Source organism: Sphingobium sp. B8D3A (assembly GCF_025961995.1).
Lineage (GTDB): Bacteria > Pseudomonadota > Alphaproteobacteria > Sphingomonadales > Sphingomonadaceae > Sphingobium.
Genome location: NZ_JAOQOS010000001.1, coordinates 2,919,800 through 2,938,428, shown reverse-complemented (window position 1 = coordinate 2,938,428; position 18,629 = coordinate 2,919,800). Strand labels below are relative to the sequence as shown.

The following is an 18,629-nucleotide window of genomic DNA, read 5'->3' as shown; positions in this document are numbered from 1 at the left end:
ACAATTGAGTCGTCACCGGATCGGGGCAGAGGGCTGCGCGGTTTGCATTGAGGGCGCCGCCGGCAAGCCTTGGTTTCCGGGGCATTGGGCCGTCATCCACGCACCTGTTAAAACCCGGCGACCCCAAAAGATAATATAGTATCATTGTTGTTGACACAGCCTTTATGACGCTTAGTCTCGGGCACAATGAAAGGCCGGCAGGCGCAAACCTGCGGCAACAAATAGGAGGGGATATGTCTCGTCGAACATGGTTGCTCGCGTCTGCTGCCGCCTGCACATTTGTCGCCCTGGGGTCTGCCCCGGCGCTCGCGCAGGATGGGCCGGCGCCCCAGGCGCAGGATAACGATGCGCAGGTGCGCGATATCATCATCACCGGCTCGCGCGTGAAGCGCGATGGCTTTCAGGCGCCCACGCCGCTGGTCGTCGTGACCTCGGAGGCAATCGCCGAGCGCGGCGCGGCCAATGTGGGCGACTATCTCAATGAGGTGCCGTCCTTCCGCCCGAGCGTTAGCAACCAGACCAACACTCAGTCGTCCAACCTTTCCGGCGCGACCTTCGCGGACCTTCGCGCGCTGGGGAACATCCGTACCCTGGTGCTGGTCGATGGCCGCCGCCATGTGCCCACCGCGCCCACCGGGCAGGTGGATCTCAATCTCATGCCCACCGTCATGATCGACCGGGTCGATGTGGTGACCGGCGGCGCCTCGGCCGCCTACGGGTCGGACGCGATTTCCGGCGTCGTCAATGTCATCATGAACAACCGCCTGACCGGCTTGAAGGGCGATCTTTCCCTCGGCCTTTCCGAGGAGGGCGATAATTTCGAGCGCCGCATCGGTCTGGCTTTCGGCAGCCCGTTTGCTGAGGGTCGCGGCCACTTCGTAATCGGCGGCGAATATGTGAAGTCCGATGGCATCGGCGGCTTCGATGATCGGGCCTGGGGGCGCCGTTACGAAGAGTCCGTTTCCTTCGCCGCCACGCGTCCGGCGGGCACCCCGTCGCGGTCGTTCGAGAGCGGCGTGCGGTTCGTCAATTCGCTCATCGGCGGTGTCATCCTCGGCAACAATGCCGATACCAACCCGGCCAATGGCGTCGATGCGCTGCGCGGCATCTGGTTCCCTGCGCCAAACCAGGTTGGCAATTTCACCTACGGGCAGGAGTCGGGCGGTTCCTCCTACAATATGTCGAGCTCGCAGGGCACGCCGCCCCGCCTTGGCCATACGCTGGTGCTGCCGGTGGATCGCTATGTGGTCCGCGCGCACCTGAATTATGAACTCAGCGACGCCATCGGCATGTTCGTCGAAGGCAGCTATGGCCGGTCGGGCTCGGATTATTCCGGCCCCATTCCGCGCGATACGGCCGTGAGCGGCGCCAATGCCGTTATCATTCGGCGCGACAATGCCTTTCTCCCGGCTGCCGTGGCATCCATCATGGACGCAAACGGCATCACCTCGTTCGTCATGGGACGGTCGAACCCGGATTTCTCCTCGACGCAGATCGTGAACTTCAATTCCACCTATCGCGTGGTCGCCGGTTTGAATGGCGATCTTGGCGGTGGCTGGGCGTGGGACGGTTATGTCCAGTATGGCGAGAACAAGCTCGACTCCCAGATCCGCAACATGCGCATCCAGCAGAATTTCCTCTGGGCTTATGATGCGATCAATGTGGGCGGCCAGATCGTCTGCCGCGATACGACCGCACGTGCGCAGGGTTGCGTCCCGCTGAACTTGTTCGGGGTAGGCGCCATGTCGCCGCAGGCGATCGCTTATGTGAACGGCACCCAGTTCCAGAGCATCACCACGACCCAGTTTGTCGGCGCGCTCAACCTTCGCGGTGAGCCCTTCTCCACCTGGGCAGGGCCGGTTTCTCTGGCGGCGGGCGCCGAGTATCGCCGCGATACGGCGCTGAGCGTCGTTGACTCACTGGCGGCGCAACGGCGCTACAATTTCTCCAATCCGCAGCCTTATCAGGGCGCGTTCGCCACCAAGGAAGCTTATGCCGAGGTCGTGGTGCCGCTGGCCCGCGACACGGCATTCTTCAAGGCGCTCGATCTCAACGGTGCGGTGCGTTACACGGATTATGACGTGTCGGGTGGCGTGACCACCTGGAAGATCGGCGCGACATGGGACGTGCTGGACGGGCTGCGGTTCCGCGGAACGCGCTCGCGGGACATTCGGGCGCCCAATGCGGCCGAGCTGTTCTCGGTGACCTCCACCCAGTCAACGCTGCGCAATCCGTTCAACGGCGTGTCGCGGTCCTACACGGTGGTCTTCGCGCCCAGCCAGACGCTGGCGCCGGAAAAGGCGGATACCTTCACCGTTGGCGCGGTGGTGTCGCCATCGTTCCTGCCGGGTTTCTCCGCCTCGATCGATTATTACAATATCAAGATCAACGGCGCGATTGCCAGCTTCCCCGCCCAGCAGATTGTCGACAACTGCTATGCGGAAATCCAGGGCGGCTCGCGGGGCGCCTTCTGCGCCGTGACGGCCCTTTCCGGCACCGGCACCTCTACGGAAATCAACTCGGTGACCGTGCAGTTGCTCAACCTCGCTTCGCTGGAGACGCGCGGCGTGGACTTCGAGATGCAGTACCGCTTCAATGCTGGTCCCGGCCGGGTCACCACCCGCCTGTTCGGTACTTATGTGAAGGATCTGATCTCGGACGATGGGCTGGGCGTCGCGCCCACTCGCAATGCCGCTGGAATCATCCAGACGCGGGGCAGCCGGATCAACCGGGCCGGCCAGCTCGGCGGCTTCACCTCCGGCCTCAATACCGGGGCCACGAGCGTACCGCACTGGCAGATCAACGCCAGCCTCGGCTATGAGACGGATGATTGGGGCACCACGCTCAACGCGCGCTGGATCGACGGCGGTATCGTGGACGCAACCCTCGTTCAGCCCGGCGACCCGGATTATAATTCCGCTTCGCCGATTTCGGTCGGCAACATGAATGTTGCCTCGCGGCTGTATCTGAATTGGTCCGGCAACATCAATCTGATGGAGAGCAACGGAAAGAAGGTGCAGCTCTACGCTGTGATCAACAACCTGCTCGACAAAGAGCCGCCCTTTCCGAACACGCAATTGGCCGGCTTCTATGATCGTATCGGCCGGTCCTACAAGGTCGGCGTGCGCTTCAATTTCTGATCGCTTCGGCAGCGGCCGGCCACGCGTCGGCCGCTGCCTTGATTTACATATTGGGGGCCGCGCTCGCGCGCCCTTTTTCATGGCCCCTCAGCATGAATGGTGATCCTATGTCTGCGACCGATCTTTCCCCCCGGATCAAACCTGTGCGGGGAGCCGATGCGGTCGCCTTGTTCATGCGCCCCCGCTCGATTGCGGTCATCGGCGTGTCGGCCAAGCCCAAAACGGCGGGGCGGACGGTGCTCGCCAATCTCCAGCTCAATGCTTTTGATGGCGATGTCCATGTCGTCGGCCGGGCGGAGGGGGAGATTGACGGCTATCCCGTGACGCAGAGCATCGACGATCTGCCCGAGGGCGTCGATCTGGCGGTGTTCACGCTCCCGGCGGCGGGTGTGAAGGATGCGCTGGAGGCCTGCGTGCGGCGCGGCGTCAAGGCGGTGACGGTCTTTTCCTCGGGCTTTGCCGAGGCCGGCAACCGGGCAGGGCAGGATGAACTGGTCCGCATCGCCTATGAAGGTAATGTCGCGCTGCTCGGGCCGAACTGCCTCGGTTACACCAATCTCGTCAAGGGCTTGCCCATCGGCTTTGCCAACGCCCGCAAGGTCGCCAGGCTGGCGCCGGACGATCCCAATCCCGCCATTGCCATGGTCTCTCAGAGCGGCGGGCTGATGGCCTATGCCAGCACCAATCTCGCCGCGCGGCATCTGCCGATGGCCTATACCGTCTCCACCGGAAACGAGGCGGGCATCGGCATTCCCGATTTCATCGATTTCTTCGCGCAGGATGAGGCGACGAAGGTCATCGCGCTCTATCTGGAGGAAGTGCGCGATCCGCAGGCCTTCCTCGCCGCGGCCCGGCGCGCGCAAGCGGCCGGCAAGGCGCTGGTCGCCATTCATCCGGGCCGGGGCGAGAAGGGCAAGGCCGCGATCCAGTCGCACACCGGTGCGCTGGCGGGCGACTATGCCACCATGCAGCTCCATCTCGATCGCGCCGGCGTGGTGCTGGTCGAGACGCTGGAGGAGTGGGTCGATGTGATCGAGCTGCTGGCGCGCTATCCGGTCGCGCCCACCAAGGGGCCCGGCGTGCTCACCTTCTCGGGCGGCTTCTGCGCCATCGCGCATGATTATTTCGAGGCGCTGGATATGGAGATGCCCGCGCTCACCGAGCAGACCCGCAGCGAACTGGCGCCGCAACTCCCCGTCTTCATCCCGCCGCGCAACCCGCTCGATCTCGGCACGCAGGCGATTTTCCAGCCCGATCTGATCCCGCTCGGCACGAATGCGCTGATGGCGGATGGCAATGTCGGCAGTGTGCTCATTGCCATCAACAGCGGCACGGCCGCTTCGCAGCGCGGCTATGGGCCGATGTTCATCGACAGCCTCAAGGGCAAGGATCGCCCGGCGATCATGGCTTTCCCGGCGCCGGAGATGGATGCCGACTTCGAAGCCTCGGTGCGCGCCAACCGCCTCATCCTCAGCCGCTCCATCGAGCGGTCGATGACGGCGCTGTCTCGCGTCACGCGCCATGGCCGCTCGCTGGCGCGCTCGGCGCGCTCGGTCACCCACACGCCCTTTGCCGATTTGCCGACGCTGGGCAGCGGCCCGCAGCCCGAATGGCTCGGCAAGCAGCTGCTGTCCGCCATGGGCATCCGCGTGCCCGCCGGAGGCCTCGCCACCTCGCTTGAGGAAGCCGAGGCGACCGCCGCCAAGGTCGGCTACCCGCTCGCCATCAAGGCGCAGGCCGGCGCACTGGCGCACAAGACCGAGGCGGGCGGCGTGATCCTCGGCATCCGTGACGCCGACGAGCTACGCCGCGCCTGGGACGATCTCCACGCCAATGTCGCCCGCGCCCAGCCCGGTCTGGTGCTGGATGGCGTACTGGTCGAGAAGATGGCGCCCAAGGGCCTGGAACTGATGATCGGCGCCAAGCGCGATGCCAAATGGGGGCCGGTCGTGCTGGTCGGCCTCGGCGGCATTTGGGTGGAGGCGCTGGGCGATGTGCGCCTGCTCCCGGTCGACATGGCGCAGGAGGATATCGTCGCCGAGCTGATGAAGCTGCGCAGCGCCAAGCTGCTCAAGGGCTTCCGGGGTTCGCCCCCGGTCGATGTGCAGGCGGTCGCCCGCACCGCCGCGCTGATCGGTCGCCTGATGGAAACCATGCCGCAGATCGAGGAGATCGACCTCAACCCCGTCTTCGTGCATCCGCAAGGGGAAGGGCTGACGGCCGTCGATGCCCTCATCATCACCGCTGCGGAGGGGAACTGAACCATGAGCGAGACGCTGGCGACCTATGAGCTGGATGGCGAGATCGCCATCGTCGGCATCAACCGCGCGGCCAAGCGCAACGCGGTCAATACGGAAGTGATGGCGAGTCTGCACGCGGCGTTCGAACGCGCCGCGTCGGAAGCGCGCGTTGGCATCCTCTTTGGCCATGGCGGCAATTTCTCGGCCGGGCTGGATCTGGCGGAAGCGGCCTCGCGCATGAGTGGCGCCAATCCGCCCAAGCCCTGGGAGCGCGGCCGCTGGACGGTCCCGCTCGATCTCGTCGCGCGCGGGCCGATCCCGTGGATCGCCGCGCTGGAGGGCGCCTGCATCGGCGGCGGGCTGGAGATCGCCTCGGCCTGCCAGGTCCGCGTCGCCGACGAGAGCACCTTCTTCGCCTTGCCGGAGGGCAAGCGCGGCATCTTCGTGGGTGGCGGCGGCGCCGTGCGCATTCAGGGCCTGATGGGTTACGCCCGCATGGCCGACATGATGCTCACCGGCCGCGTGCTGAGCGCCGCCGAGGGCGAGCGCGCCAATCTCTGCCAATATGTCGTGCCCAAGGGCGAGGCGATGGCCAAGGCGAAGGAACTGGCGGCCAGCATCGCCAGCAATGCGCCCAACACCAATTGGGCCGTGTGCGCCGCGCTCCCCCGCATCGGCGACATGAGCCACAGCGACGGGCTGTTCTTCGAGGGGCTGATCGGCGGATCGGCCCGCAGCAGCGAGGGTACTGACCGCATCCGCGCCTTTGTCGAGCGCGGCGAGAACAAGGTTGCCGCGCCGCCTTCCGACCCGACGAAAGGCTGACCCATGGCGCTGCGGGACAATGCCATTGTCGGCTATGCGGAAACCAAGATCGTCCTGCGCAGCGAGGTCGATGTCTGGGAGCTGGGCGCCGAAATCCTCGACGGCATTCTGGAGCAGACCGGCTTCGAGAAAGGCGAGATTGACGGGCTGATCCTCTCCTCCTCTTCCACCGGCGCCGGCAACATCTTCTGGTCGCAGACCACGGCCGATCAACTCGCACTGGAGCTGGATTTCTGCCAAACGGTGGACATTGGCGGTTCCTCGCCGGTCGGCGCGGTGGCGCGCGCCGCCGCCGCCATCGATGCCGGGCTCTGCACCACCGTCCTCTGCCTCTTTGCCGATACCGCCGTGGCCGAGAATAACGGCCGCCCGCGCTCCTATGGCGCGGAGTGGACCACGCCTTATGGCTATCTCGGCGCACCCGCCGCCTTCGGCATGTTGAGCCTTTATTATCATGACAGGTTCGGCCTGGACGAGCGCGCTCTCGGCAAGCTGGCGGTGGCCCAGCGCGAACATGCCCTGCGCAATGACAAGGCCTGCGAGAAGCTGCGCAAGCCGATCACGGTTGATGATTATGTGCAATCGCGCATGATTAACGATCCGATCCGCCTGCTCGATTGCGTGATGCCCTGCGATGGCGCCAGCGGGGTGCTGGTGACCAGCCGCAAGCGCGCGGAGCAGCGGGGCCTCACGCGCTGTGCGGTGCTGCGCGGCTATGGCGAGCGCACCAATCTCGGTGCCGCCTTGGCAATTGTCGATCCCACCGTCACCGGCCATCGGCAGGCAGGGGAACGGGCCTTCGCGCAGGCCGGGCTCACCCCCCGCGATATCGGCTCTTTCCATCCTTATGACGACTTCATCATTGCGATCATGATGCAGTTGGAAATGCTCGGCTTTTGTGCGCACGGGCAGGGCGCGGCGTTCATCCACGAGACCGATTTCCTCTTCTCCGGCGATCTGCCGCTCAACACCGGCGGCGGGCAAATCTCCGCCGGGCAGTGCGGTCTGGCGGGTGGCGGCACCAATCTCGTCGAGGCGGTGCGCCAATTGTTCGGCGATGGCGGCGCGCGGCAGGTGAAGGACCGCCGCCATGCGCTCGTCACCGGCATCGGCGGCATTCCCTATGGGCGGAACTGGAACACCAGCACCGCCCTCATCCTCACGTCGGAGGGCTGAGGCGCATGGCCGATCTCAACGATCTCCTCGATATCGATCGCCCGCTGCCGCCGGAGCGCAGTTTCTCGCGGCCCTATTGGGAAGCGACGCGCGAGAAGAAGCTGCTCATCCAATATGATCGCGTGGCCGGCGCCTATCAATTCTACCCGCGCCCCACGAGCATCTACACCGGCCGCCGCGATAATCTGGAATGGCGCGAGGTTTCCGGGCGCGGCACCATCTTCAGCTACACCATCGTCCGCCGCGCCCGCCCGCCGTTCCGCGACAAGGAGCCCTATGTCGTCGCCATGGTCACGCTGGAGGAAGGCGTGAACGTGATGAGCAACATCATCCATTGCAGCGAAGCCGATCTGAAGACCGGGCTGGCGGTGAAGCCCTATTGGCATCCGCTGCCCGATGGTCGCCACCTGCTGCTGTTCGAGCCGGCCTGAGACTTCGCCCTCCAATCCTCTTTTGAATGGCCAGAGCGACGACGCCTGCTTAGGCTAGGCGGCGTAGGCAGAACGTGACGGCAACCGGAAGCCCCCTCGTCATTCCCGCGAACGCGGGAATCCAGCTTGGACCTTGCGTCTCGGCGCAGGCGTGGACCTGGATTCCCGCGATCGCGGGAATGACGAGGGGAGATGGCAGGCCGGTGCATCCGCCGCGCGCAAGGGAGAAGGACGCATCATGAGCTACATCAAGGGCAAGGTCGCGCTGGTCACCGGCGCCAGCTCCGGTCTCGGCGCGGCCATCGCAACCGAATTTGCCGCAGCCGGGGCCTCGCTCATCGTCGGCGCGCGCCGCAAGGCACCGCTGGATGCCTTCGTGGCAGAGGTCGAAGCGCGGGGCGGGCAGGCGCTCGCCGTGCAGTGCGATGTCTCGCAGGAGGCCGCTGTGCAGGAGATGTTCGCCGCCGGCCTCGCGCGGTTCGGGCGCATCGATATTCTCATCAACAATGCCGGCATCGCCGATCACACCCCGACCGATGAACTCTCCTTCGCGCGCTGGTCGGAAGTGATCGACACCAATCTCAACGGCGCTTTCCTGTGCGCGCGGGAGGCGCTGCGGATCATGAAAGGGCAGGGGGCGGGGCGAATGATCCACATCGGCAGCCTCTCCGCGCAGGTGCCTCGCCCGAACACCATTGCTTATGCCGCGAGCAAGTTCGCGCTGGCGGGCATGAACCATTCCCTCGCCATCGATGGGCGCGATCATGGCGTTGCCTCGTCCATCTTCCACCCCGGCATTGTCGGCACCAATCTGGTGCAGAACATGCAGGAGGGCGATCCGCGCGACCGGATCAGCGCCGATGTCGCGGCGCGCGCGGTGCTGGCCATGGCCGATCTGCCCGATCATGTGAACTTCGTCGATGGCACCATATTGCCGCTCAATATGCCCTTTCTGGGTCGCGGCTGACCGCGCCCGATATTGTTGTTTCAAGCAACGGAGTTGTTGACAGGTCGATAGGATGCATGGGAAGCTGAGCCGATAAAAAAAGCATGAATCGGCAAGGCTGGCTACGGAGAGGACAGGCGATGGCCACGACACCCGCGACAGGCAAATACTATCCCGGTTGGTGGGTGGTGGCTGCCGGATTCATCATCTTCTTCTTTTCCTTCGGCGGCCCGACCTACTCCATGTCGCTCCTCTATAATGAGGTGATCGCGGAGTTCGGCTGGACCCGGGCCGAGGCCACCGGCATCTATGCGTGGAAAGGCCTCACCGGCGCGCTGGTCGCCATTCTCGTCATCGGGCCGGCGGTGCAGCGCTTCGGGTTGAAACCGGTCTTCCTCACCGTGCTGATCATCCAGGCGCTGGGCTTCTTTACCTTCCTCAACGTCAGCTCCATCGCCACTTATTTTCTGGCCGGCTTTTTGATCGGCCTCGGCCAGGGGGCGGTGCTGCTCTGCATCAAGCTGATGGTGGCGCGCTGGTTCATGCGCAATGTCGGCTTTGCCGGCGCGCTGGCACTGGTCGGGTCGAGTGCCGGCGGCGTGGTCTTTCCCATCGTCATTGCCGCGCTCATTCCCGAGATCGGCTGGCGCATGACCTATGCGCTGATCGGCGTGTCGATCCTCGCCGTCTCGGTGCCGCTCGTCCTGTTCGTCAAGCAGAACCCCACGGAAGAGGATCTGCTGCCGGAGACTGCCAATGCCAAGGGCGTGTTGCCCAGCGCCGAGGTGGCGGCGGCCACGCGCGCGGCGGACATTCCGATGACTTATGCCGAACTGGTGCGCAAGCCGATGTTCTGGGGCATCATGGTCGGCGTGCTGATCATCGCGGGCGTGGATCAGGGCCTGTTCCAGAACATGCAGCTCTATTTCGTGCAGGAAGTCGGTCTGACCCGCGAGACGGCGGCGTGGCTGCTCTCGCTCACCTCGGCCATCGGCCTTGCCTCCAAATTCATCGCCGGCAAGTTCTTCGATGTCTATTCGGTGAAGGGCATTGCGGCCTGGTATCTGCTCATCGCCGCGATGGTGCTGCTGGCCTTTCAGGTTTCCAGCCTCTCCACCGCGATCATCTTCATCTGCGCGCTGGGTCTCGCCCATGGCGGACTGGTGTGCGAGGGGCCGGTGCTGGCCAAGCATGTCTTCGGCCCGCGCAACATGGACAAGGTTCTGCCCATCGTCACTGGCTGCTTCGCACTCGGCTCGTCCATCGGCCCGGTGACGCTCGCCTATATCTACGATGTGAACGGCCATTATGTCTGGGGCTTCGCGCTGTTCGCCGCCATGGCGTTCTTCGCGGCGTTCCTGCTCACCTTCGTGCGGCCGCTCTATCGGGACCGGCTGCGGGCCGCGACGCAGACCGGCGTGGGCGAGGGGGTGGGGATGGCAACGCCGCGGGCCGCCGCCAAGCCCTCCGCCGCGCTATGAGTGCGCCGGATCTGCACAGCCTCCATGCGCAGGCCGACGCGCTGGAGGAGGAGATGAGCGAGGCGCTGGACGCGATCATCATCAAGTCCACCCTCTACCAGTCCGGCGATGTCGATCCGCGCCTGCCGCGCCCGCCCATCGACAATCCACGCCGCCTCCCATTCCTGATGGGGCCGGACCCGCGCCTGCCGCCGATGCCGGAGAAGCCGACTTTGGTCGATTTCTTCCGTCATCGCTTCGGCCCATCCGCGCACGTCCTCCAGAGCGCGAAGCTGGCGCGCGATGCCGGACATGACGAGAAGATCGTGCTCGCCTGCCTGCTGCACGACATCGCCGTCACCGGCTTCATCCGCGCCGATCATGGCTATTGGGCGGCGCAGTTGATCGAGCCTTATGTCGACCCTGAAGTCAGTTGGGCGGTGCGCGAGCATCAGGTGGTGCGCTTCTATCCCGATGAATCGGTCGGCTATGACTATCCCGAAGCCTATATCCGCTTCTTCGGCGCCGATTACCGGCCCGATCCGCATATCGACCGCGCCTATCAGCGCGCCCGCAACCACAAATGGTATATGAGCGCCCGGCTCGTCACGCTCAATGATTTCTACGCTTTCGACCCCAATGTCGTCGTGGATATCGAAGAGTTTACGGATATCATCGGCCGCCATTTCCGCCAGCCGGAGGAAGGGCTTGGCTTCGATGACAGCCCCTCCGCGCACATGTGGCGCACCATCATGATGCCGACGCGCTTTCTCTGAACAGCCTTGTCGAAAGCGCCCGCCATCGGTTGCTAACCGCATCGATATTGTTTACTGAGTCTACAATTATATGCCCGAGCGGCAACAATCTGGGAGCGGAGCGGAATCATGGCGGAGATCGTGCTGGGAATGTGGACATCGCACGGGCCGACCCTCTCGACCACGCCCGAGCAATGGACCCTGCGCGTCGCGGCCGATCTCAAGCGCCAGCATCCCTTCCGCGGCGCCGAATACAGCTTCGATGAGCTGGTCACGTTGCGCGCGGGCGAAAACCTCGCCGAGGCCTGCACCCTGCCGGAGCGCGAGCGCCGCTCGGCCGCCTGCCAGAGCGCGATCAGCGACATGGCCGACCGTTTCGCCGCCGCGAAGATCGATGTCGCCGTCATCATGGGCAATGACCAGCGCGAGCTGTTCCTTGAGGATGTGACGCCCGCGATCACCGTCTATCTCGGCGAGACGATCTGGGATCAGCCCGCCACCCCCGAACAGGCCGCGCGGATGCCGCCGGGCATTCACGAGGCCGAGTGGGGCCACAGCCCGCCCGAGCGCCGGGACTATCCCTGCCAGCCCGAGCTCGGCATGCACGTCTGCAAATCGCTGGTGCCGCAGGGCTTTGATCTCGCCGTCTCCAAGAAGCTGCCCGAGCCGGCCGGCCACTGGTCGAGCGGCGCGCCGCATTCGCTCGGCTTCATCTATCGCCAGATCATGCGCGACGCGGTCGTGCCCAACCTGCCGATCCTCATCAACACCTTCTTCCCGCCCAACCAGCCCACCGCCCGCCGCTGTTTCGAGCTGGGGCGCGAGGTCGGCAAGGCGATCCGCAGCTGGAAGCAGGATCTGCGCGTCGCCGTGTTCGGCTCGGGCGGCATGAGCCATTTCGTCATCGACGAGGATTTCGACCGCATGTTCTTCGAGGCGCTGCGCACCCGCGATGCCGAGACGCTCTGCGCCATCGAGGACAAGCACCTCCAGTCCGGCACCTCGGAGCTCAAGACCTGGATCGCCGCCGCCGGCGCGCTGTTCGACACCGATCTAACCGGCGACGTGGTCGGCTATGAGCCCTGCTACCGCTCGGAGGCAGGGACCGGCACCGCCAATGGCTTCGTCGCCTGGCAATAAGCCAACGCGTTTTCAAAGGACGGATGATGACAGCAACAGATCCCCATGTCGCGCGGCTGCGCCAGCTGGATGCCTGCGCGGTGTCGGACACGCTGGACAAGCTGGGCTTGGCCGGCTGCGTGACGGGCCTGCGCTCCGCCTCGCCGGGCAAGCGGATCGCCGGGCGCGTCCACACCGTGAAGCTCAAGGCCGGCAATGCGCCCGCCGATCGCCCGCCGGTGCATCTGGGCGCTGCGGCCATCGATGCCAGCGGCCCGGATGATGTGATCGTGGTCGAGCAGCGCACCGGCATCGACGCCGGCTGCTGGGGCGGCATCCTGTCGCGCGGCGCGCAGCACAAGGGCGTGGCCGGCGTGATCTGCGAAGGGCTGGCCCGCGATGTCGATGAAGCCCGCGAGATCGGCTTTCCCGTCTTCTGCCGCGGCTACACCGCCCGCACCGCGCGCAACCGCGTCTATGAGGACGCGACCGACGTGCCCGTGACGGTCGGCAATTTCACCGTCGAACCTGGCTTCTATGTCATCTGCGATTCCAGCGCGGCCGTGTTCATCGCGCCCGCCGACATCGCCCGCGTGCTCGATGCCGCCGAAGACATCGTCCGCCGCGAAGGCGAGATGACCCGCCGCCTCGCCACCGGCGAGAGTGCCAGCGCCGTGCTCGGCGCCAACTACGAATATATGCTCAAGGGCGACAGCTGATGACCGACGACCGCAACGTCACCCGCGCCGCCGCGCTCGACACCGCAACACTCAGCGACGCGCTCGACCGGCTCGGCATCGTCGGCCAGTGCTACCAGATCGCCGGTCGCGACCCTGATTTCCGCATGGCCGGCCGTGCCTACACCATGCTCTGCGGCCCCGCCTCGACCCCGCCCGGCACCGTCGGCGATTACATCGATGACGTGCCCCCCGGCCATGTCGTCGTCATCGACAATGGCGGCCGCGAGGATGCGACCATCTGGGGCGACATCCTCACCGAGATCGCGCATCGCCGGGGCCTCGCCGGCACGGTGATCGACGGGATCAGCCGCGATGTCTCGCTCTGCCGCGCGCTCGGTTACCCCGTGTTCAGCAAGGGCCACTGGATGCGCACCGGCAAGGATCGGGTGCAGGTCGAGGTGACCAACTGCCCGGTCAATATCGGCGGCGCCCGCGTCGCCCCCGGCGATATCCTGCGCGGCGATCCCGATGGCGTGATCGTCATCCCGCAGGCGCATGAGGACGCCGTGCTCACCGCCGCCGAGGAGATCCACGCCGCCGAGGAGAGCATCCGCGCCGCCTGCCGCACCGGCATGCGCCTCGATGAGGCCCGCGCCCAGTTCAAATATCACAGCCTTCAGACACGTCAGAAATAAGGGGATCACCCGATGATCATCGACTGCCATGGTCACGTCAGCGCTCCGGTGGAGCTTTGGGCCTATAAGGCGAGCCTGCTCGCGCATCGCGGCTCGCACGGGCGCGGGAGCGTCAAGGTGACGGACGAGCAGATCATTGCCGCCGCGCACCACAAGGAGACCTGGCCGGACGGGCACATCGAGCTGCTGCACAATCACGGCACGGACATGCAGCTCATCTCGCCGCGCCCGTTCCAGATGATGAACTCGGCCAAGCCCGCGCGCGTCGTCCACTGGTTCTGCGAGGAGGTGAACACCCTCATCCACCGCCAGTGCACGCTCATCCCGGAGATGTTCATCCCGGTCGCCGGCCTGCCGCAGGTGGCGGGCGAGCCCATCGAGAATGTCTTTGCGGAGATGGACCGCTGCGTCGCCATGGGCTTCAAGGGCTTCCTGCTCAACCCGGACCCGTATGAGAATGGCGCCGAGGAAGCCCCGCCGCTGGGCGACCGTTACTGGTATCCGCTCTACGAGAAGCTGTGCGAGCTGGATCTGCCCGCGCATATCCACGCCACCGGCTCCCAGTCCGAGCGCTCGCCTTATTCGCTGCACTTCATCAATGAAGAGACGATCGCCACCTATAACCTCTGCACCTCATCGGTGTTCGATGATTTTCCGCAGCTCAAGGTGGTGGTGAGCCACGGCGGCGGCGCCATCCCCTATCAGCTCGGCCGCTTCGAATCCCAGTCGCGCCGCACCAAGCACCTCTTCTCCGAGCGCATGGCCAAGCTCTATTTCGATACCGTGCTCTACACCGAGGGCGCCCTGCGCCTGCTCATCGAAACCGTCGGCCCCGAGCGCTGCCTGTTCGGCTCCGAATGCCCCGGCGTCGGCTCCACCATCGATCCGGCCACCGGCAAGCAAATGGACCACATCGCCCCCTTCATCCAGAAATTCGACTTCCTGAGCGACGCCGACAAGAAGCTGATTTTTGAGGATAATGCGCGGAAGGTGTTTAATTTGGAGGTTTGAGGGGAAGACGGCGCACTTTGGCAATGCCAAATCTGACAGATTTCTCCTAGACTGGTGAATAGGCAGCTATGCTGCGTGATACCACTCTAGGCTTCGAAATTGTTCATTGTTAGCGGCTGCGCGCCACAAAACCGACCTCCAGTAATTGTTGGCCAACGCGCTTCTAGAATCTGCAATCGTTTCACACAATGACTGCACACCTGTTGCGCCCGATGTATCAAACGTCTTTTTCAATGCCGCAGCCATTTCGTTGAGCTCCCTAGCTCCTTCAACATCGTACAAATCGAAAAGATTCAATGCCTCCATATGAGAAATCAAACGCGGCCTCAGATCTTCTGATATAGCAGCCGAACTTATGAAAAAAGTCGCAGTGCAAAATCCATCTAGATTATTAATCTCACACCCCAACCATGGCTCGTCATCGATATGGTCAAAATAGGGATGAATTATACTGGAGGATCTGGTTTCAGGAGCGAAGATATCTTTGTCACTATTGCAGTCGCGACAAGATGGCACTAGGTTAGCAGGCAGAACCGCATAAGCCCCATATTGAGCCTTCGGAAGGTAATGATCTAAGCTCCTAACTGGGCGGTGCAAGCAAAAGGGACACACGCGGAAAGGCGAAGATAGCCTCAGCCTGTCGTAGTAGTTTCTAGCGTCCGATTTTTTCCTTAAAAGTCCGCTCGTATAGAGCCTCTGCATATCCCCAGGCTGTATAGCTGGAGGTACTGCCGGGTCTGGTGCAATTGTATGCAGTTGACCATCATTGCCCAACGCAATGAAGTCGTTTCCTAACGCCATCACTGCCGCCTGACCATCTGAGAGGCGCTGCTTTAAATTCTTATCTGCAAACCGAGCCCGCGCAGCCTCGTAAACCACAGCATGGTCTATATCCGGTAAGGGCAGCTTCATCATTTCAGCGCACCCGAGCTTTTTGGGGCGCGAGAAGTGCATGTAATATCGAGCGTGCCTCAGAACCCAAACGCCCTCCAAATTCAGCCTCGACAGCTGAAAAATCTTTTAGCCTATCCGCTGCTTCCCTTAGCAGTTCATAAAATCCAGTTTCTGTCACTTCCAACCCAAAAACCTCATGAGTTAGGCGCCCCACATTCTCCCCGAAGGTTTCTGGCAGCGGTCGTCGCGCGCGCGCGGTGTTACCGCTCCTGTCTAGAATCCATGCACAATCTTTCGGTGTCTCTTGCAACACGACTGGGGAGTGCGTTGCGACGATGGCCACGCCGTTTTGAGCGGTAAGTAATTCTGATAAAGTTCGAATAAAGGCGGAGAGGAGTGGCGGATGAAGATGGCTCTCTGGTTCATCCAAGAGAACTAAGGACTGTTCTTCAACAAGTTCCACAAGCCGAGTGATAGTGAGCAGGACGATTTTGTGTCCTGAGCTTAACCTTCTAAAGACGCTTGAAGAAAATTCTTTCCATGATTCCGAATCGTCAAAATTATCTGTAATTTCTATTATGTCACTTTCAGCAAAAATCGGATCGCTTGCTAGGTTTTCGAGACATGCCATCCATCTCGCCCTCTTCGGTGGAGCTAAGCATTTTTCGGCTGATTTTATAAAATCCAAATTTAAATCATCTGGATTTTTCACTCGATATGAGATTCCTGCGGGAGCCGATACTTTGTCAAAATTAACCAAGCTCTCTTTTAAGCCAATGTAGGAATATCTTCCTTTGGTCTCTCTGCTTTCAGTGAAAAATGGATCAAATGCACTAAAAGTAACAGAAATTAAATTTGCGAAAGCGCCGCCACCGCTGTCTGAATAAACGCGAAGTCTAACTTTCTCAGAGGCGATTCCAGATGGAGATCCGGCAATCAAACTATCGACATAAGCACGTGCAATGTTATTTAGGCAAGTCGTCTTTCCTACACCATTCCGGCCAATTAAAGTGTGGACGTTAGAAGGGGGTTTTGAGTTTGGCTGTACTTCAAAACGGAGAACAGACCCTTCCTCCTCAGCGACGGTATCATCAACAATATACTCGAAAGCATAACTCGTTAATTCTGCATTTCCATTTGCCAGACGATGGAATTTATTCTTTATTCGATCACTATCAACTGTCCGGAATAAAGATCTTGCAGTAACTCGCTCATCCTTAGATTTTTCTAATATTTCAAGATTGTAGGCCATGTCATTAAGATTTGGCAATATGTCGCTTGCAAAACCCAAATCAGATAATGACTTGTAGTAGTCTTCCGTTAAACCGACAGAGAAAAACTGCGGAGGAAGCGTGTCAAATTCTCTAGGAACGGAAGCGCGGCGATTGGTCTGACCCGCCTCGCCGATTTTGATGCCGCCGAGGTGATGGCGCTCCCCCGCCTCGTCGAAAAGAACGACGTTGTACGTCGTTTCGAACTCAAACCAATCGTCCCAACTATCATAACCGAGAACAACCACGTTAGACGCGGTCATGGGTATCGCTTCTGATGCCGTCAAAGTGACAAACTTAAACTTCATGGACACAGGATGCTCCTCATCCCAATCAGTATCCCAACGATCACACGCGTGTCGAGGTTTAGTCTCAGCGCCTGAAGTTCGGGTGCTATCTTGTGAGGGCGCCTCCCTCTCTCTCTCTCTCTCTCTCTCTCTCTCTCTCTCTCTCTCTCTCTCTCTCTCTCTCTCTCTATTCGGTTCCTCCACATACAACAAAAAGCCCGGCCAGATCACGCCAGCCGGGGCAGTCTGATGCCGAGAGAGAGGTCGGCTGATCGCGCGCGCGTCGTCCGCCGCCCTCAGGCGTCGACATAGCCCTTGTTGTCCTGGCTGATGCGCATCGCCTCCTGCTGCAGCTGCAGCACATGCGCGGGCTGGCCATATTGGAAGATGAAGCGCTTGAGGTGCATCGCACCGCCGGCTTCGATTTCCTCGGCGGTCGACCCCTTCATCACGGCGTCGCGGTGGACGGCGTCACCCAATGATGTATCGCGTGGCGGCAGCGGGTGCCGTGCTATCAGTCACCCGCTGCACATCACGCCGCCAGTCCTGCAACGCGATCCCGCCCCTCCGCCTTGGCGTGATACAGCGCCTTGTCGGCCCGGACGACGGCAGGCTCGAAGGCTGTTTCCGCCGCCGTCACCTGCGAGAAGCCGATGCTGACACTCCATGATCCCGGTGCGGCGCCAGCGGCGCGGCATCGGTTCATCAGCGCCTCGACGATCAGGCGTTGCCCTTCGCAACTCGCCGGCAGCAGCAGGATGAATTCGTCGCCGCCAATGCGTGCGAGAGCGCCGTCTTGAGCCTGTGCGATCCGGCCAGCCTCCTGCGCAATGCCGCGCAAGACGGCATCGCCTGCTTCATGGCCGTGCAGATCGTTGACGGCCTTGAAATGATCGACATCGATCGCGACGACGGCCGCGCCAGGCGCGAGCAGGCGCCGCTTCTGCACCTCCAGGCCCGCCCTGTTCCACACGCCGGTCAGCGGATCACGAAGCGCTGCGGCGCGCAGCGCGTCCTGCGCCTGATCGATTGGCAGCACCAGCAAACCAAGATTGATGATCCCGAGCAACGCCTGATCTGCGAGCAGCGGCAGGCTGCCCAGCGAGTGGTCGCCCGAGAGCACGCCCAGATCGCCCACCAGCGAAATCAGGAATATGGGGATGTAGGCGAGCAGGCCTGCGCCGGCGATCCGCTGCCCGCGCAATCGCCCGGAGATCATGGCTGTGCCATTGATCGCCATGGCTGCGGTCAGGCCAAGGACATCGGCGATCCGTGGGATTTGGGAGTCTGCCGGGAGCCAGCCTTGGGCCATCAGCAACAGCGGCCCAAGATGGGCAACGCCGATGACCAGCGCCGGCAGCGCCATCCATGGCGTGAGCACGGGCCGGCCCTCGAACCGGCGCACGCCCATCACCGAGACCGTGTTGCTGAAGGCGAGCATCATTAACAGCGCCGTCGCAGCGCCCATGCCGCGCTCACCCCACAGGGCAAAGCCGATCATCACACCGCCGTAGAGAAGCGCGCTTGCCGACCAGAACAGCAGATAATTATCCGCTTTTCGACCACGCCAAAGCAGCAGAAATACGATGCCGAAGGCGCTCGTATTCACGAGGCTGCAGAGCTGCAGCGTGTCGATGTCCAGCAAATTCATGATTCATCCGATCTTAAAGCTCTCCTGTCCGAGATCGGGTTAACAATG

General features: G+C 62.5%; 16 protein-coding genes. 12 read left to right on the top strand and 4 right to left on the bottom strand.

Translation table 11 applies throughout. From position 1 onward, the window contains the following. Positions 1–233: 233 nt before the first annotated feature. The 12 genes from M2342_RS13595 (at position 234) to M2342_RS13540 (ending at position 14,478) form a co-directional block, all read left to right on the top strand. Positions 234–3,140, top strand: a complete 2,907-nt coding sequence (locus M2342_RS13595) for a TonB-dependent receptor plug domain-containing protein (protein WP_264579485.1) — start codon at positions 234–236, stop codon at positions 3,138–3,140. A gap of 107 nt (positions 3,141–3,247) precedes the next feature. Further along, positions 3,248–5,401, top strand: a complete 2,154-nt coding sequence (locus M2342_RS13590; protein WP_264579484.1) for an acetate--CoA ligase family protein — start codon at positions 3,248–3,250, stop codon at positions 5,399–5,401. Positions 5,402–5,404: 3 nt separating this feature from the next. Continuing rightward, positions 5,405–6,205, top strand: a complete 801-nt coding sequence (locus M2342_RS13585) for a crotonase/enoyl-CoA hydratase family protein (RefSeq protein WP_264574657.1) — start codon at positions 5,405–5,407, stop codon at positions 6,203–6,205. Positions 6,206–6,208: 3 nt separating this feature from the next. Further along, on the top strand, positions 6,209–7,381 hold the full coding sequence (locus M2342_RS13580; RefSeq protein WP_264579483.1) for a thiolase family protein: 1,173 nt from the start codon (positions 6,209–6,211) through the stop codon (positions 7,379–7,381). A 5-nt stretch (positions 7,382–7,386) separates the two neighbouring features. After that, positions 7,387–7,812 (top strand): Zn-ribbon domain-containing OB-fold protein, encoded by a 426-nt coding sequence (locus tag M2342_RS13575; protein WP_264579482.1) that lies wholly within the window; start codon positions 7,387–7,389, stop codon positions 7,810–7,812. 238 nt (positions 7,813–8,050) lie between these two features. Continuing rightward, a complete protein-coding gene (locus M2342_RS13570; protein WP_264579481.1) occupies positions 8,051–8,779 on the top strand; it encodes an SDR family oxidoreductase in 729 nt (242 codons plus the stop codon). Between the two features lie 119 nt (positions 8,780–8,898). Continuing rightward, positions 8,899–10,239 carry an MFS transporter gene (locus M2342_RS13565; RefSeq protein WP_264579480.1) on the top strand — a complete coding sequence of 447 codons (1,341 nt, stop codon included), beginning with the start codon at positions 8,899–8,901 and terminating at the stop codon, positions 10,237–10,239. Then, the gene (locus M2342_RS13560; RefSeq protein WP_264579479.1) at positions 10,236–10,994 is read left to right on the top strand and encodes an HD domain-containing protein; all 759 of its coding nucleotides are present in this window, start codon (positions 10,236–10,238) and stop codon (positions 10,992–10,994) included. Before M2342_RS13565 ends, M2342_RS13560 begins: the two co-directional genes overlap by 4 nt. A 108-nt stretch (positions 10,995–11,102) precedes the next feature. Further along, positions 11,103–12,113 carry a protocatechuate 3,4-dioxygenase gene (locus M2342_RS13555; RefSeq protein WP_264574663.1) on the top strand — a complete coding sequence of 337 codons (1,011 nt, stop codon included), beginning with the start codon at positions 11,103–11,105 and terminating at the stop codon, positions 12,111–12,113. A 23-nt stretch (positions 12,114–12,136) separates the two neighbouring features. After that, complete coding sequence (locus M2342_RS13550; RefSeq protein ID WP_264579478.1) at positions 12,137–12,811, top strand: RraA family protein; 675 nt, start codon at positions 12,137–12,139, stop codon at positions 12,809–12,811. After that, the gene (locus tag M2342_RS13545) at positions 12,811–13,467 is read left to right on the top strand and encodes an RraA family protein (RefSeq protein WP_264579477.1); all 657 of its coding nucleotides are present in this window, start codon (positions 12,811–12,813) and stop codon (positions 13,465–13,467) included. Before M2342_RS13550 ends, M2342_RS13545 begins: the two co-directional genes overlap by 1 nt. Before the next feature lie 12 nt (positions 13,468–13,479). Continuing rightward, positions 13,480–14,478: an amidohydrolase family protein gene (locus M2342_RS13540; protein ID WP_181558959.1), complete on the top strand. Its 999-nt coding sequence runs from the start codon at positions 13,480–13,482 to the stop codon at positions 14,476–14,478. Between the two features lie 66 nt (positions 14,479–14,544). On the opposite strand, the gene M2342_RS13535 is transcribed toward M2342_RS13540, so the two are convergent. From M2342_RS13535 to M2342_RS13520, 4 genes are all read right to left on the bottom strand, one after another. Beyond that, on the bottom strand, positions 14,545–15,393 hold the full coding sequence (locus tag M2342_RS13535) for an HNH endonuclease (RefSeq protein ID WP_264579476.1): 849 nt from the start codon (positions 15,391–15,393) through the stop codon (positions 14,545–14,547). Between the two features lies 1 nt (position 15,394). Beyond that, entirely contained in the window at positions 15,395–16,951 is a 1,557-nt protein-coding gene (locus M2342_RS13530; RefSeq protein ID WP_264579475.1) for an ATP-binding protein, read from the bottom strand. 275 nt (positions 16,952–17,226) lie between these two features. Continuing rightward, entirely contained in the window at positions 17,227–17,379 is a 153-nt protein-coding gene (locus tag M2342_RS13525; RefSeq protein WP_264579474.1) for a hypothetical protein, read from the bottom strand. Between the two features lie 83 nt (positions 17,380–17,462). After that, positions 17,463–18,581: a sensor domain-containing diguanylate cyclase gene (locus tag M2342_RS13520; protein ID WP_264579473.1), complete on the bottom strand. Its 1,119-nt coding sequence runs from the start codon at positions 18,579–18,581 to the stop codon at positions 17,463–17,465. Positions 18,582–18,629 lie beyond the last annotated feature (48 nt).